14 protein-coding genes and 1 tRNA gene are annotated in these 14,636 nt (G+C 69.3%); 9 read left to right on the forward strand and 6 right to left on the reverse strand.

Annotated features, from left to right (window positions below):
• Positions 1–127: 127 nt before the first annotated feature.
• The 4 genes from BM272_RS02490 to BM272_RS02505 all read left to right on the forward strand — a co-directional run bounded on the left by BM272_RS02490 (position 128) and on the right by BM272_RS02505 (position 2,983).
• On the forward strand, positions 128–943 hold the full coding sequence (locus tag BM272_RS02490) for a hypothetical protein (RefSeq protein WP_093427154.1): 816 nt from the start codon (positions 128–130) through the stop codon (positions 941–943).
• Positions 944–1,029: 86 nt separating this feature from the next.
• Positions 1,030–1,329, forward strand: coding sequence for a type II toxin-antitoxin system CcdA family antitoxin (locus BM272_RS02495; protein ID WP_093427155.1), 300 nt, complete (start codon positions 1,030–1,032; stop codon positions 1,327–1,329).
• A gap of 183 nt (positions 1,330–1,512) precedes the next feature.
• Positions 1,513–2,097 (forward strand): type IV toxin-antitoxin system AbiEi family antitoxin, encoded by a 585-nt coding sequence (abiEi, locus tag BM272_RS02500; RefSeq protein ID WP_093427446.1) that lies wholly within the window; start codon positions 1,513–1,515, stop codon positions 2,095–2,097.
• Positions 2,075–2,983, forward strand: a complete 909-nt coding sequence (locus BM272_RS02505) for a nucleotidyl transferase AbiEii/AbiGii toxin family protein (protein WP_093427156.1) — start codon at positions 2,075–2,077, stop codon at positions 2,981–2,983. Before abiEi ends, BM272_RS02505 begins: the two co-directional genes overlap by 23 nt.
• A gap of 391 nt (positions 2,984–3,374) precedes the next feature.
• Here the strand turns inward: BM272_RS02505 and BM272_RS02510 are convergent.
• Positions 3,375–3,464, reverse strand: a tRNA-Ser gene (locus BM272_RS02510).
• A gap of 170 nt (positions 3,465–3,634) precedes the next feature.
• Here BM272_RS02510 and BM272_RS02515 point away from each other — a divergent pair.
• Positions 3,635–4,303 carry a Bax inhibitor-1/YccA family protein gene (locus tag BM272_RS02515; protein ID WP_093427157.1) on the forward strand — a complete coding sequence of 223 codons (669 nt, stop codon included), beginning with the start codon at positions 3,635–3,637 and terminating at the stop codon, positions 4,301–4,303.
• Between the two features lie 107 nt (positions 4,304–4,410).
• On the opposite strand, the gene serS is transcribed toward BM272_RS02515, so the two are convergent.
• The 5 genes from serS to BM272_RS02540 form a co-directional block, all read right to left on the reverse strand.
• Positions 4,411–5,691, reverse strand: coding sequence for a serine--tRNA ligase (gene serS / locus BM272_RS02520; RefSeq protein WP_093427158.1), 1,281 nt, complete (start codon positions 5,689–5,691; stop codon positions 4,411–4,413).
• Positions 5,692–5,786: 95 nt separating this feature from the next.
• The gene (gene crcB / locus BM272_RS02525; RefSeq protein ID WP_093427159.1) at positions 5,787–6,164 is read right to left on the reverse strand and encodes a fluoride efflux transporter CrcB; all 378 of its coding nucleotides are present in this window, start codon (positions 6,162–6,164) and stop codon (positions 5,787–5,789) included.
• Complete coding sequence (locus BM272_RS02530; protein WP_093427160.1) at positions 6,161–7,510, reverse strand: replication-associated recombination protein A; 1,350 nt, start codon at positions 7,508–7,510, stop codon at positions 6,161–6,163. The genes crcB and BM272_RS02530 overlap by 4 nt, the downstream gene beginning before the upstream one ends.
• Positions 7,511–7,513: 3 nt before the next feature.
• Complete coding sequence (lolA, locus tag BM272_RS02535) at positions 7,514–8,146, reverse strand: outer membrane lipoprotein periplasmic chaperone LolA (protein ID WP_093427161.1); 633 nt, start codon at positions 8,144–8,146, stop codon at positions 7,514–7,516.
• Between the two features lie 13 nt (positions 8,147–8,159).
• Complete coding sequence (locus BM272_RS02540) at positions 8,160–10,481, reverse strand: DNA translocase FtsK (protein WP_093427162.1); 2,322 nt, start codon at positions 10,479–10,481, stop codon at positions 8,160–8,162.
• A gap of 318 nt (positions 10,482–10,799) precedes the next feature.
• Here BM272_RS02540 and trxB point away from each other — a divergent pair, with 318 nt between their 5' ends.
• From trxB to BM272_RS02560, 4 genes are all read left to right on the forward strand, one after another.
• A complete protein-coding gene (trxB, locus tag BM272_RS02545) occupies positions 10,800–11,777 on the forward strand; it encodes a thioredoxin-disulfide reductase (protein ID WP_093427163.1) in 978 nt (325 codons plus the stop codon).
• Positions 11,778–11,974: 197 nt separating this feature from the next.
• Positions 11,975–13,147, forward strand: a complete 1,173-nt coding sequence (locus tag BM272_RS02550) for a GNAT family N-acetyltransferase (protein WP_093427164.1) — start codon at positions 11,975–11,977, stop codon at positions 13,145–13,147.
• Complete coding sequence (gene aat, locus BM272_RS02555) at positions 13,144–13,884, forward strand: leucyl/phenylalanyl-tRNA--protein transferase (RefSeq protein ID WP_093427165.1); 741 nt, start codon at positions 13,144–13,146, stop codon at positions 13,882–13,884. Before BM272_RS02550 ends, aat begins: the two co-directional genes overlap by 4 nt.
• Positions 13,881–14,615 (forward strand): arginyltransferase, encoded by a 735-nt coding sequence (locus BM272_RS02560; protein WP_205407742.1) that lies wholly within the window; start codon positions 13,881–13,883, stop codon positions 14,613–14,615. Before aat ends, BM272_RS02560 begins: the two co-directional genes overlap by 4 nt.
• Positions 14,616–14,636 lie beyond the last annotated feature (21 nt).

The following is a 14,636-nucleotide window of genomic DNA, read 5'->3' on the forward strand; positions in this document are numbered from 1 at the left end:
GGTCTCGCTCGCGGGCTTGACTCCTCCGAACAGGGGGGGCCCACGGACAATGACCGGGTTAGGATGCGGTGAGGGTGTGCTTGCGCCCGGCAATCGCCCGACAATCGAGGGACCAAAGGAGGCAGCCATGAACACGACCATCCGACTCGGCCTGGTGGCCGGTGCCGCCCTGGCCGTATCGGGCTGCGGCACGGGCAACAACTTCGTCGACGACGCCATCGGCTCGGCGGCGAGCGCCATGGGCCAGCAGGTCGGCAAGGCCGCGGGCGATGCCGTCGTCCACCACTACTCGCCCATGTTCCTGCGCTGGCAGACCGGCTACCTCATGCGCATGGCCTTCTACGCCGAGGGCTATTCCATCGAGGCCGCCGCCCACCCCTACGAACCGGGCGAGTACACCGAATGGGCGGTAAGCGGCCGTGACCGGGAGACTGCAAGCCACATGCGCCGCGCCTTCCTGTTCGAGAACGGGGACGGCAACGAGTGGTGGCAGGTCGTCCACGACAATGTGGATGGCGAGGAACAGGTGACCCTCGAGGCGCTGTTCACCCCCGACCGCTCGCAGATGCTGCGCCTGCGCGCCGAGTATCCCGATGGCGAGGGCTCGCGCGAGATGCCGGTGGAGGAGCAGAACTACCGCGCGCCGCAGCGGCTGACGAGCCAGAGCATCGAGGGCGCCACCGAGGGTGTGGAGTCCGTAAGCGTGCCGGCGGGCACCTTCGAAGCGCGCAAGGTCCGCTTCGGCCAGCCCGGCGGCGGCACCCAGACCTGGTGGCTGAACGACGACGTCCCCGGCGGCGTGGTCAAGTACAGCTGGACCGCCCCGCGCGACGAGGACGAAGAGGCCCCGGAGGGCGCCGAGGACATGCCCACCAGCGCCTACATCGTCGAACTGCAGGACTACGGCTCCGGCGCCGGGAGCCGCCTGGGCATCGAGCCCTGAGACGGCCTGCCATGCCGAACAAGCAGGCGCTTGAGGCCCATGACGCATGCGCATAAGCTATGCGTATCCAGCATGGAGGGTTTGCTATGCAGCCTTTACCCTACGACCCCGACGCCCCCCGCAAGGCCGCTAACCTCAGCGTGAACTCGGACCTGATGGCCCAGGCCCGAGAGCTGGGGCTCAACGTATCTGCCCTGCTGGAGGAACGACTGGCCGCAGCGGTGCGGGAAGCGCGCCGGGAAGCCTGGCTTGCCGAAAATGAACAGGCCGTGTCGGAATACAATGACCGCGTCGCCGAGCGCGGTAGCTTTGGTGACCGGGCTCGACGCTTCTGGTGGCGTTCGAGGACGGTGACGAAATCACCCTGGGGCCCGGCGATCACCTGACCATCCCCGCCCACCGCCGCCACCGCGTGGCCTGGACGGCTCCCGACGAGCTGACCGTATGGTTGGCCATTCATTATGGCTGATGCCCGCGGGTGCCGAAAATCCTGATCGCTCCCGGGTAACTGGACAGAAAAACCACCTACGTATAGTTTTTCTGTCCAGTAAAAGCTATTGTTGTCGGCTATGCATCAGACAACTGCCCTCAAGATCCTCAATGCCCAGGCCCGCCAGGATAGGGCCATCTTCACCCGTCGCGACCTCGACGGGCTGTTCCGCGCGGACCGCCCCAAGGCCCGGGGTGCCAGCATTGCGCGACTGGTCGACGCGGGCTGGCTGCAACCCGCCGCCCGCGGCGTCTACCTCTATCCGCCGGGACTGCCCCGGGACGGCTACACGCTGGAGCGGATCGCCCGCACCCTGCGCCGAGGCGAGTACAGCTACGTAAGCCTGGAGTCCGCTCTGTCCGAATGGGGGGCGATCTCGCAGATCCCGCTGGGGCGTCTGACGGTGATGACCACTGGCCGTAAGGGGACCTTCCGGACCGAGTGGGGCACCATCGAGTTCACCCACACCGCCCGTCCCATCGAGGACATCCTCAATCATACCGTCCACGACGAGCGCCGACCGCTTCGCATCGCCATGCCCGAGACCGCCTGGCGCGACCTCAAGCGCGTCGGACGGAACACGGAGATGGTGGATCAGGAAGAGCTGGCAGATATCATCCGGGACCGAGAGGAGGCTCTGCATGGAACTCCGACAACTGACTGACGCGGCGCTCAGCGAGTTCCCCGATGGCGAGAACCTGCGCCCGGTGGTCGAGAAGGAGGTGCTCCACTACGACATCCTCCGCGCCCTGGAACAGGCCGGCCTACTGGGTCACCTGACCTTTCAGGGCGGAACGGCCCTGCGACTGTGCTACGGCTCCGCCCGTTACAGCGAGGATCTCGACTTCGTCGGCGGGCCGGAGTTCGCCGCCAACGATCTTGCCACCCTCGCCGAGGTGGTCGAGGTATTCATCGGGAAGCGCTACGGGTTGGAGGTCCGGGTAAAGGATCCCCTCTCGCGGGAGACGACATCGACCCCGGACGGGGTCACCGTGATCCGCTGGCAGGTCGCCCTGGTAACGGCCCCGGCCCGGCCGGACATCCCGAAGCAACGGATCCGGATCGAGGTCGCCAACGTCCCCGCCTACTCCGGAGAATTGCGGGCGCTGCAGCGTAATTACGCGGCGCTTCCGGATGGCTACGAGGATATCCTCGTCCCGGTGGAATCCATGGACGAGATCATGGCCGACAAGCTCCTCTCACTGGTGGCCAGCGAGAAGAAGGTCCGGTATCGCGATCTCTGGGACCTGCCCTGGCTACACCAGCAGGGAGTCTCGCCCCGCGTTGAATGGCTCCAGGCCAAGATTACCGACTACGGCGTCAGCGATTACGAGACGAAGCTCCAACGCCGGCTGGCCGACCTCTCCTCGCTCATCCAGGGGGACGCCTTCCGGGAGCAGATGACCCGTTTTCTCCCGGCGGCTGTCCTTGATCGCACCTTGGAGCGATCCGGTTTTCTCGATTACCTGGAGCGGACCAACCGGGAGCTCCTCACCAGCGTCCAACGGGGGCTCACCGGAGAGTTAGAGGGCCCGGAGTTCCGGATGTAGGTTTGCTTCGCCAGTCGCCATTGGTTGACGTTGACCTGGGCATCCGCATAACCCGGGGCGACCGAAGTCCCCTCCCCCGATTGACGGAGTACCGGAATCAGGGCCTGGCGCCGACCGGCTCTGGCCGGACGCCCCGGGGAGTTGGCCGAAGCGTCCGAGCCGACGGCGCGGATCATCCGCAACTGGCTGGTCCAGTTCCGACACGATGCCGGTGACTGCTCCGATGGCCCGGGGACAAGCGGCTCGCGTTTCGGAGCTACGGCAGGCGGGTTTGCGAGGGGAATGACGAGAAATCAGTGACGTACGAAGTGGCTAGTAACGCCAAAAAATGTGGGACACAGTGTGGGACACGCTTTTTGTGGTTCGTAACTACTTGATTTTCTGTGGTATTTGGTGGAGGGCCAGGGATTCGAACCCTGGAGGGGCGTAGACCCCTGCCGGTTTTCAAGACCGGTGCTTTCAACCACTCAGCCAGCCCTCCGGAGGGGCGTACTCTACCGCACCGGTGGCCGGGCTAGCCAGACGGGGGCGCCAGGTCGGCGGGCACCTTCCCTAGCGCGCGGCGGGCCCGTACACTTGCCGGGAACATTGCGGCCCGCCGCGGGTCCAACTGACCGAAAGCGGACAAGCCTCGACGGAGGAAACGAACCGATGAACCAGAATCAGTCCGTAGCCACCGGCACTCGTGCCAGTGAGCTCTCGACCAACAAGGTCCTGCGGAACACCTACGCCCTGCTCTCCATGACGCTGATCTTCAGCGCCGTGACGGCCGGGCTGTCCATCGCCAACAACTGGCCGCACCCGGGGCTCATCATCACGCTGGTGGGCTACTTCGGTCTGCTCTTCCTGACCAGCTACCTGCGCAACAGCGTCTGGGGCATCGCCTCGGTCTTCGCGCTCACCGGCTTCATGGGGCTGACCCTGGGGCCGATTATCAGCATGTACCTGAACCTGCCCGGCGGTAGCCAGATCGTCATGACCGCCCTGGGCGGCACCGGCGCCATCTTCCTGGGCCTGTCCGGCTATGCGCTGACCACCCGCAAGGACTTCAGCTTCATGGGCGGCTTCCTGATGGTGGGCATCCTGGTGGCGTTCCTGGCCGGGATCGGCGCCATGCTCTTCTCCATCCCGGGCCTGTCCCTGGCGGTCTCCGCCATGTTCGTGCTGCTGATGTCGGGTCTGATCCTCTACCAGACCTCCGAGATCATCCACGGCGGTGAGACCAACTACATCATGGCGACGGTGACCCTCTACGTCTCCATCTACAACCTCTTCACCAGCCTGCTGCACCTCCTCGGCGCCTTCGCCGGCGAGGACTAGGAGCAGCACTCGCCGGGGCTCTGCCCCGGCGGGATCCCCTGGCGAGATCGAAAAAGGCCCCGACGGTTCGCCCGTCGGGGCCTTTTTCATGGTCGTTTGTCCGGGGTTCAGGCCGGGCGCAGCTCGGTGATCCCGCCCATGTAGTGGTGGAGCGCCGGCGGGATGGCCACGGAGCCGTCCTCGCGCTGGTGGTTCTCCAGGATGGCGACCAGGGCGCGGCCCACGGCCAGGCCGGAGCCGTTGAGGGTGTGGGCCAGACGCGGCTTGCCGGTCTCGGGATCCCGGAAGCGGGCCTGGAGCCGCCGGGCCTGGAAGTCCTCGAAGTTGGAGCAGGAGGAGATCTCGCGGTAGGCGGCCTGCCCCGGCAGCCAGACCTCCAGGTCGTAGGTGCGGGCGGCGGAAAAACCGAGATCGCCGCCGCAGAGGTTCACTACGCGGTAGGGCAGCTCCAGCCGCCGCAGGATCACCTCGGCGTGGCCGGTGAGCGCCTCCAGCACGGCGTAGGATTCGTCCGGGTGGACGATCTGCACCAGCTCCACCTTGTCGAACTGGTGCTGCCGGATGAGGCCGCGGGTGTCCCGCCCGTAGGCCCCCGCCTCGCTGCGGAAGCTGGGGGTATGCGCCACCCATTTGCGCGGCATCGCCTCCGCCGGGAGGATCTCGTCGCGGACCAGATTGGTCAGCGGCACCTCGGCGGTGGGGATGAGGTAGAAGGGGTTCTCGGTGTCCAGCCGGAAGAGGTCTTCCTCGAACTTGGGCAGCTGGCCGGTGCCGCGCAGGCTGTCGGCGTTGGCGATGTACGGGACGTAGGTCTCAGTGTAGCCGTGCTCGGCGGTGTGGACGTCGAGCATGAACTGCGCCAGCGCCCGGTGCAGCCGCGCCACGCCGCCGGAGAGCGTGGCGAAGCGGGAGCCGGCGATCTTCGCCGCCGCCTCGGTATCCAGACCGCCCAGCCCCTCGGCGACATCCACGTGGTCCCGCGGCTCGAAGTTCAGCGCCGGCGGCTCGCCCCAGCGGCGGACCTCGACGTTGGCCTCCTCGTCCTCCCCTTCCGGCACGTCGGGGTGCGGCAGGTTGGGGATGGCCAGCAGCTCCGCCTCCAGCTCCTGCTGCAGGCTCTCCAGCTCCGCCTCCCTGGCCTCCAGCTCGCTCTTCAGCTCGCCCATGGCGTCCACCAGGGGCTGAATGTCCTCGCCCTGGGACTTGGCCTGGCCGATGGCCTTGGCGCGGCTGTTGCGCTCCGCCTGGAGCTCCTGGGTCCGGGTCTGGAGTTCCCGGCGGCGGGCCTCCAGCTCGCCCAGGCGCGCGGTATCCAGCTGGAAACCGCGCTGCGCCAGGCGGCGGGCCACCTCGTCCAGGTCGTTGCGGATGAGATGCGGGTCGAGCATGGGAGCTCCCTGTGGTTCCGGTCCGGGTTTGCAGCCGCGTAGTATCGCCCATCCGCGGGGTGACTGACCAATCCCGCCGCGAAGCTGGCGCGGGTTCAGGAGAAGGCGCGCCCCAGCCACAGGCCGATGCCGGCCGCCCCCAGGCAGAGGACGACGTTGGCAAGGACGCTGGCCGCCGCTGCGCCGGGCTGGCCGGTCTCCAGCAGCCGCAGGCTCTCCAGGGAGAAGGTGGAGAAGGTGGTAAAGCTCCCCAGCAGGCCGGTGAGCAGGGCCAGGCGCCAGGCCGGGTCGAGGTTGCCCACCTCGTGCAGCCAGACGTAGCCCAGCCCCATGAGCAGGGAGCCGGTGACGTTCACGGCCAGGGTGCCCCAGGGGAAGCCGTGGCCCAGGGCGTAGTGGACGGCCTGCCCACCCCAGAAGCGCAGCACCGCCCCGGCGGCGCCGCCCGCGGCCACGGCCAGCCAGGGGCTCATCCCTCGCGCTCCTCGGTCTTGCCGGCCTGGCGGTCCAGGCCGCGCCAGTACTCCAGCCGCTGCTGGATCTTCGCCTCCAGGCCGCGCTCCACCGGCCGGTAGTAGCGCCGCTCCGGCATGGCATCGGGGAAGTAGCGCTCCCCGGCGGCGTAGGCCTCCGGCTCGTCGTGGGCGTAGCGGTACTCGTGGCCGTAGCCCAGCTCCTTCATCAGCCGGGTGGGCGCGTTGCGCAGGTGGATGGGTACCTCCTCCGAGCCGCGTTCGCGCACGTCGGCCAGGGCGGCGTGCCAGGCCAGCTCCAGGGCGTTGCTCTTGGGCGCGCAGGCGAGATAGGTGATGGCCTGGACGATGGCCAGCTCCCCCTCCGGGCTGCCCAGCCGCTCCTGGGCCTCCCAGGCGGAGAGCGCCACCTGGAGCCCGCGCGGGTCGGCGTTGCCGATATCCTCGGAGGCGATCCGCACGACCCGGCGGGCGATGTAGAGGGGGTCGGCGCCGCCGTCGAGCATGCGGGCGAACCAGTAGAGGGCGGCGTCGGGGTCGGAGCCGCGCACCGACTTGTGCAGGGCGGAGATCTGGTCGTAGAAGGCGTCCCCGCCCTTGTCGAAGCGGCGCAGGGCGTTGCCGGCGGCCTCGGCCAGGCGGTCGGCATCGATGACCCCCTCCCCCGCCGCCTCGGCCAGGCCGGCGGCCACCTCCAGGATATTCAGGGCGCGGCGGGCGTCGCCGTCCGCCGCGGCGGCCAGCTCGTCGCGCAGCTCCGGGGCCATCTCCAGCCCCTGCCCCCCGAGGCCGCGCTCGGTATCGGCCAGGGCGGTATCCAGCAGCTCGCGGATGACCGTGGCGTCCAGCGCCTCCAGGACGTAGGTCCGGGCGCGGGAGAGCAGCGCGTTGTTGAGCTCGAAGGAGGGGTTCTCGGTGGTCGCCCCCATGAAGGTCAGCGTGCCGTCCTCCACATGGGGCAGGAAGGCGTCCTGCTGGGCCTTGTTGAAGCGGTGGACCTCGTCCACGAAGAGGACGGTGGCCTGGCCGCCCTCCCGACGCCGCTTGGCCTCGTCCACGGCGGCGCGGATGTCCTTCACCCCGGCGAAGACGGCGGAGAGGCTGACAAAGGCCGCCTCGGCCCGGGCGGCCAGCAGCCGCGCCAGGGTGGTCTTGCCGGTCCCCGGGGGGCCCCAGAAGATCATGGAGTGGAGCCGGCCGGTCTCCGCCGCCCGGCGCAGGGGCTTACCCTCCCCCACCAGGTGGGGCTGGCCGCGATACTCGTCGATGGTCCGCGGCCGCATGCGCTCGGCCAGGGGGCGCGGGTCGTCGGCGGTAGCGGCGAAGAGGTCGTCGGTGGCGCCCATGGCTCAGTCGGTTTCGTCCACCACGTCCGCCCCCTCGGGCGGCTCGAAATGGAAGCGGCCCTCGTCCACGGCGATGCCGTAGGCGACCCTGGAGAAGGTCATGCGCGAGGTCTGGCCCGTGCCGTCGACGATCTCCAGGGCGCGGATGTGCTCGGGGCCGAAGGTCAACCGCACCTGCTCGAAGTTCTCCGCATCCTCCCGGGGGCGCAGCTCCACCCAGCGCTCGCCGTCGGTCCCGCCCACCTCGGCGATGCGGAAGGTCTCTTCCAGTGGCTCATTGCCGGCGAGCAGGGCCGCCGGGGTATTGCCCAGGATGGCGGTGACGTCCTGGACGATGACCTGCTCCAGCCCCGGGTCCCAGGACCAGACCCGGCCGCCGTCGGAGACGTAGAGCTGCTCGTAGGGCTCGATGTACTCGAAGCGGAAGCGCCCCGGCCGGTGGATGACCACCTCCCCGGCGTGGCGTCGGCCGGTCTCGCTCCCCTCGCGCAGGCGGACCTGCTCGAAGTCGGCGCGCATGGTCTCCACCTGGTCGTAAAAACGGGTCAGCCGCTCGCGCGCGGAATCGGCCGCGGCGGGCAGGCTCACTATCAGGGCAAGCAGGGTCGCGGACCATCGGCTGAACCATCGGCTCATGGTAGGGGCTCCGTTATTCACTGCCAGGGGGCGGGGGCGCGATGACCTCGCGGCCGCCGTTGGACTGCATGGGGGTCACGACGCCGGCCCGCTCCATGTCCTCGATGAGGCGGGCGGCGCGGTTGTAGCCGATCTTCAGTCGGCGCTGCACGCCGGAGATGGAGGCGCGGCGGCTCTCGGTGACGATCTGCACCGCCTGGTCGTAGAGGGGATCGGCCTCGCCGCCCTCGTCGCCGCCGGACTCCCCGGGGAGCAGACCGGCGTCACTCTCCCCGCCGTCGGTGAGACCCTCCACGTAGTCGGGCGTTCCGGTCTGCTTGAGGAACTCCGCCACCCGGTGGACCTCGTGGTCATCCACGAAGGCGCCGTGGACACGTTCCGGGACCGGCTTGCCGGCGGGCAAGTAGAGCATGTCGCCATTGCCCAGCAGGTGCTCCGCCCCGCCCTGGTCGAGGATGGTGCGGGAGTCCACCTTGCTGGAGACCTGGAAGCCGATACGGGTGGGGATATTGGCCTTGATGAGGCCGGTAATGACGTCCACCGACGGCCGCTGGGTCGCCAGGATGAGGTGGATGCCGGCGGCGCGTGCCTTCTGCGCCAGCCGGGCGATGAGTTCCTCCACCTTCTTGCCCACCACCATGATGAGATCGGCGAACTCGTCCACCAGGATGACCAGGTAGGGGAGCGGCTCCAGCGGCGGGGCCGGCTCGCCGTTGGTGGATTCATACAGCGGGTCGAGGATGGGCTCCCCGGCATCGGCCGCCTCCTGCACCTTGCGGTTGTAGCCGGCCAGATTGCGCACGCCCAGCGCGGCCATGAGCTTGTAGCGCCGGTCCATCTCCGCCACGCACCAGCGCAGGGCGCCAGCGGCGTCGTTCATGTCCGTGACCACCGGCGCCAGGAGGTGCGGGATGTCGTCGTAGACCGAGAGTTCCAGCATCTTCGGATCCACCATGACCATGCGGACCTCTTCCGGCGTGGCGCGGTAGAGCAGGCTCATGATCATGGCGTTCACCGCCACCGACTTGCCGGTACCGGTGGCGCCGGCCACCAGCAGATGCGGCATCTTCGAGAGATCCGCCATCACCGGCTGGCCGCTGATGTCCTTGCCCAGCGCCAGGGTCAGGGGCGATTTGGCCTGTTCGTAGTCCTTGGAGCCCAGGATATCGGCCAGGAAGACGGTGTCCCGCTGCTGGTTGGGGATCTCCAGGCCGATGGTCGTCTTGCCCGGGATGACCTCGATGATGCGGACGCTGCTCACCGACAGCGCCCGCGCCAGATCGGTGGCCAGGCCGGTGATCCGGGAGGCCTTCATGCCGGCCGCCGGCTCCAGCTCGAATCGCGTAATCACCGGTCCCGGGTGGACGGCGACCACCTTGGCCTGGACCCCGAAATCCTCCAGCTTCTTCTCCACCTGCCGGGACAGGGCCTCCAGCGTCTCCTCGGAGAGGACCGAGTTCTGTTCCGGGGGCGTATCCAGCAGGGAGAGTGGCGGCAGTCCGCCCGGGGGTACATCGCCGGTGAAGAGATCCGTCTGGCGCTCGCGCTGGACCCGCTCCGCCGGTTCCGGCTTCTCCACCACCGGCTCGATGCGCGGCGGCGCCTCCTGGCGGCGGCGCTGGCCGCGCTCCTCGTTGGCCGCGCTGGTCACGCGCCGCTGGCGCCGGGCGCGCCACTCGATCCAGCGCTGCCGGAGTCGGCGCCCCAGCCCCGCAAACCCCATGGCAACCCAGCCGGCAGCGGCAAGGGAAACGGCACCGGTGATATCCATGGCCCGGAACCAGGAGACGCCGGTGGCCAGCGGCACGCCGGTAAGGAAGAGCGCCAGCAGGAGCAGGGTCGCCCCCAGCAGGCTGACCACGCCCACCAGGGCGTGGCCCACGCTGGCGCCGATAACGCCGCCGGCCCCCATGGGCAGGGGATTCTCGCCGCCGAAGTGGAGGCTGGCCAGGCCGGCGCCGCCAACAATGAGCATGGTCATGCCGACGAGATGGACCGCCACCACCCGGCGAGGTGGCCAGGGCTCGCCCCGATCCCGCGCCAGGTACCAGCCGGCCCAGGCCGCGCCGGCCGGAATGAGGTAGGCGGTATAGCCGAAGACGTAGAAGACGAGATCCGCGAACCAGGCCCCCACCACGCCGCCCATGTTGGCGATGCGGGAGGTGTCGCCGGCGTGGGACCAGCCCGGATCCATGGGGTCGAAGGTCACCAGGGAGGCGACCAGATAGACGGCCAGCGCCCCCAGGAGGAAGAGCGCACCCTCGCGCATACCGCGCCAGAGGTGGCGGGTGAGACGGCTCTCCTCGTTCTGGGTCCGGCGCGCCTGGCTCGTCATGAAGTCCCGGGATCCCTGGTTCAGGACCGTTGCGGCTGAATCAGGTAATCGTATCACAGGGCGGCCCCCTCCACAGGGGCCAGGGCAGCTCGCCCCGGCTGCCCGGAAACCGCCCCATCCATCTGACTCGACGGAGATTTCTCGCGTGCCAAGACGGGTTTCAGGCTTTACCCCCCGGTACCCTTTCCGTACCATGAAAACCAGTACACGGAACCCCCGGTGGTCGTCGGCTGTCCCTGAACTGGCATGCGGATGCCAGTGGCTCGACACTGGCCCGTCGACAGAGTCCCGTACCCCAACATCCCAGGAGTCCATCCCATGAGCGAGACCCGGCACTGTCAGCTTCTCATCCTCGGCTCCGGCCCCGCCGGCTACTCCGCGGCGGTCTACGCCGCCCGCGCCAACCTCAAGCCGGTGCTGGTCACCGGCCTGGAGCAGGGTGGCCAGCTCACCACCACCACCGATGTGGACAACTGGCCCGGGGACGACGAGGGCGTGCAGGGTCCCGAGCTCATGGAGCGCATGCGCCGCCACGCCGAGCGCTTCGGCACCGAGATGGTCTTCGACCACATCTCCTCGGTGGATCTGCAGCAGCGCCCCTTCCAGCTCCACGGCGACTCCGGCACCACCTACACCTGCGATGCGCTCATCATCGGCACCGGCGCCTCGGCCATGTACCTGGGCCTGCCCTCCGAGGAGACCTTTGCGGGCAAGGGCGTCTCCGCCTGCGCCACCTGTGACGGCTTCTTCTACCGCAACCAGAAGGTCGCGGTGGTCGGCGGCGGCAACACCGCCGTGGAGGAGGCACTCTACCTCTCCAACATCGCCGACCACGTCACCGTCATCCACCGCCGGGACCGCTTCAAGGCGGAGGCCATCCTGGTCGACCAGATCAACGAGCGCATCGAGGAAGGCCGGATCTCGGTGGAGTGGAACCAGCAGGTGGACGAGATCCTGGGCGACAACTCCGGCGTCACCGGCGTGCGCATCGCCTCTACCGAGGACGGCTCCACCAAGGAGCTGGATATCCACGGGATCTTCATCGCCATCGGCCACAAGCCCAACACCGACATCTTCCAGGGCCAGCTGGACATGACCCAGGGCTACATCAACGTGAAGAGCGGCACCCAGGGCAACGCCACCGCCACCAGCGTGGAGGGCGTCTTCGCCGCCGGGGACGTGGCCGACCACGTCTACCGCCAGGCGGTGACCTCCGCCGGCACCGGCTGCATGGCGGCCCTGGATGCCGAGCGCTACCTGGAGGCGCTGGCCGTCGAGCGGAAGAAAAACGGCTAGGCCCACCCGTCCCTTCCCGGCGGCCGCCGTGTTCCGGGCCCGCATCCCGTTGGCGACCGCCGCCGGTGGGGTCGCCGGGCGGGCGCATTCCCCGCGGCGCCGGGCGCTCGCCCTCCTCCCCCTCCTCCTGTCGCTGCCGGCCTCCGCCTCCCTGACCCTGAAGCACCGCTTCGAGTAACCACAAGGACGGCCCGCGCATGAAACCGGAACCGACCATCCACCAGCATCGCGCCCTGGCCGAGATCGACGCCACTGCCTGGAATGCCCTGGTCTCTCCGGCGGGCGAGCCCTTCCTGCGCCACGAGCTCCTGGCCGCCATGGAGGAGACCGGGGCCGTGGGCGAGGATTACGGCTGGATCCCGGCCCACCTCACCGCCTGGCGCGGCGACACCCTGGTGGGCGCCTGCCCCTTGTACCTCAAGGACAACTCCTACGGCGAATTTGTCTTCGACTGGGCCTGGGCCGATGCCTGGGAGCGCATGGGGCGGCGCTACTACCCCAAGGGGGTCAGCGCCATCCCCTACACCCCGGCGCCGGGCCCGCGCCTGCTGGTGGCCCGGGATGTTCCCGATCCCGAGACCATCCGCCGCGCGCTGCTGGAGGCGCTGCGCGCACCGGTGGACCGCGAGGAGATCTCCGGCGCCCATCTTCTGTTCACGGAGGCCGACGACACCGCCGCCGCGGAGGCGGCCGGCTTCCTCACCCGGTGGGGGGTGCAGTTCCACTGGCACAACCGCGGCTGGGCCGATTTCGACGCCTTCCTGGCCGACTTCACCAGCAAGCGGCGCAAGGAGGTCCGGCGGGAGCGCCGCCAGGTCAGCGACGCCGGCCTGACCCTGGAGACCCGCCACGGCGACGAGCTCAGCGAGGCGGACTGGGAGGCGCTCATCCACTTCTACCGCGATCCCTTCCTGCGCAAGGGCGGAATCCCGACCTTCTCCCGGGACTACTTCCGCCTGGTGGGGGAACGACTACCGCGGAACCTGGTGGTCTTCCTCGCCCGCGACGGAGAGCAGCCGGTGGCGGCGGCCATCTGCTATCGCGGCGGCGATACCCTCTACGGCCGCCACTGGGGCACGGCCGCCGACTATCCCGGCCTCCACTTCGAGGCCTGCTACTACCAGGGCATCGAGTACTGCCTGCGCGAGGGCCTGGCCCGCTTCGAGCCCGGTGCCCAGGGGGAGTACAAGGTGCCGCGCGGCTTCGAGCCGGTCTGGACCCGCTCCGTCCACCTCCTGGGGTGGGAGCGGCTGCAGCCGGCGGTGGCCGATTTCATCCAGCGCGAGCAGGGGCTGCTGGACGACTACATGGCCGACCTCCAGGGCCAGCTCCCCTTCCGTGAGCCTAACGGCCGTGGGGGTAGCGGATGATCCTCCCCTGGATCGACGAGGGTGCCCCGCCGGAGGCCTTCCCGCCGCCGGAGCAGGCGCTGCCGGACCCGCCGGGGCTGCTGGCCGCCGGCGGCGATCTGCGCCCGGAGCGGCTTCTGGCCGCCTACCGGCGCGGGATCTTCCCCTGGTATGGCGAGGACCAGCCCATCCTCTGGTGGTCGCCGGAGCCACGCGCGGTCTTCCCGGCGGGGGGCGTCCACGTCAGCCGCAGCCTGCGCCGGACCCTGCGCCGCGGCCATCTCCACATGACCGCGGACACCGACTTCGACGGCGTCGTGGCCGGCTGCGCCGCTCCCCGTGCCGAGGACGAGGGGACCTGGATCACGCCCGCCATGGCCCTGGCCTACCCCCGCCTCCACGAGCTGGGCCACGCCCATTCGGTGGAGGTGCGCGACGATACCGGGGCGCTGGTGGGCGGGATCTACGGCGTGGCCGTGGGGGCCGCCTTCGCCGGGGAGTCCATGTTCAGCCGCATCACCGATGCCTCCAAGGTCGCCCTGGCGACCCTGGCGCGGCAGCTCTGGCGATGGGAGTTCCATTTCCTGGACGCCCAGGTGGCCAGCCCCCATCTCCTGCGCATGGGCGTGGAGGAATGGCCCCGGTCCGCCTTCCTGGAAGCACTACAGCGGGCCGTGGCCGAGCCCGAGCGCAGCGGAACCTGGCGGCTGGAGCCGCTGGAAGAGCTCTTCCCGGAGGTATTCGGAGGACCGGCGTGAACGATACCCGCCCCCTGCGCTTCTTCCGCACCCCGCGTCAGGACTGCCCCTATCTGGAGGAGGAGGTCGCAGTCCAGCGGCTGGTGGACCCCCATCGCGAGCTGGATCCCCCTACCTATACCGACCTGCTGGCGGCCGGCTACCGCCGCAGCGGCTGCCTGGTCTACCGGCCGGACTGCCCGGAGTGCAGCGCCTGTCGGGCCGCCCGGATCCCCGTCGCGGAGTTTCGCCCCACGCGCGGACAGCGCCGCACCAGTCGCCGTAATGCCGACCTGCGCGTGCGTCTGCGGCCGCCGCGGATCACCGCCGAGAATTTCGAGCTCTACCGCCGCTACCTGGCCGCCCGCCACCGCGGTGGCGGCATGGATGACCCGACCCCGGAGCAGTTCCTGGAGTTCTTCACCTGCCACTGGTGCCCCACCCTCTTCCTGGAACTTACCGATGGCACGGGCCGACTCCTGGCCGTGGCGGTGACGGATGTCCTGGAGGACGGGCTGTCAGCGGTCTACACCTTCTTCGACCCCGACCTCCCCCGCCGTGGACTGGGCGTTCAGGCCATCCTCACCCAGATCCAGCTCGCCCGCGCCCGCGGACTGGAATGGCTCTACCTGGGCTACTGGATCCCGGATTCGCCGAAGATGGCGTACAAGGTAGATTTCCGCCCGGTGGAGCTGTTCGAGGAGGGGGCCTGGCACCGGTGGGAGGAGCGACCCCGCCCTGGTGACGGCTGATCCCCGCCATCAGAGTCGGGC

It is taken from the genome of Thiohalospira halophila DSM 15071 (assembly GCF_900112605.1).
GTDB lineage: Bacteria > Pseudomonadota > Gammaproteobacteria > Thiohalospirales > Thiohalospiraceae > Thiohalospira > Thiohalospira halophila.

What these genes read in the sequence shown, in the direction of transcription:
- BM272_RS02490 (WP_093427154.1), top strand. Translation starts at nt 128, where the DNA reads ATGAACACGACCATCCGACTCGGCCTGGTGGCCGGTGCCGCCCTGGCC.
- BM272_RS02495 (WP_093427155.1), top strand. Translation starts at nt 1,030, where the DNA reads ATGCAGCCTTTACCCTACGACCCCGACGCCCCCCGCAAGGCCGCTAAC.
- abiEi (WP_093427446.1), top strand. Translation starts at nt 1,513, where the DNA reads ATGCATCAGACAACTGCCCTCAAGATCCTCAATGCCCAGGCCCGCCAG.
- BM272_RS02505 (WP_093427156.1), top strand. Translation starts at nt 2,075, where the DNA reads ATGGAACTCCGACAACTGACTGACGCGGCGCTCAGCGAGTTCCCCGAT.
- BM272_RS02515 (WP_093427157.1), top strand. Translation starts at nt 3,635, where the DNA reads ATGAACCAGAATCAGTCCGTAGCCACCGGCACTCGTGCCAGTGAGCTC.
- serS (WP_093427158.1), bottom strand. Translation starts at nt 5,691, where the DNA reads ATGCTCGACCCGCATCTCATCCGCAACGACCTGGACGAGGTGGCCCGC.
- crcB (WP_093427159.1), bottom strand. Translation starts at nt 6,164, where the DNA reads ATGAGCCCCTGGCTGGCCGTGGCCGCGGGCGGCGCCGCCGGGGCGGTG.
- BM272_RS02530 (WP_093427160.1), bottom strand. Translation starts at nt 7,510, where the DNA reads ATGGGCGCCACCGACGACCTCTTCGCCGCTACCGCCGACGACCCGCGC.
- lolA (WP_093427161.1), bottom strand. Translation starts at nt 8,146, where the DNA reads ATGAGCCGATGGTTCAGCCGATGGTCCGCGACCCTGCTTGCCCTGATA.
- BM272_RS02540 (WP_093427162.1), bottom strand. Translation starts at nt 10,481, where the DNA reads ATGACGAGCCAGGCGCGCCGGACCCAGAACGAGGAGAGCCGTCTCACC.
- trxB (WP_093427163.1), top strand. Translation starts at nt 10,800, where the DNA reads ATGAGCGAGACCCGGCACTGTCAGCTTCTCATCCTCGGCTCCGGCCCC.
- BM272_RS02550 (WP_093427164.1), top strand. Translation starts at nt 11,975, where the DNA reads ATGAAACCGGAACCGACCATCCACCAGCATCGCGCCCTGGCCGAGATC.
- aat (WP_093427165.1), top strand. Translation starts at nt 13,144, where the DNA reads ATGATCCTCCCCTGGATCGACGAGGGTGCCCCGCCGGAGGCCTTCCCG.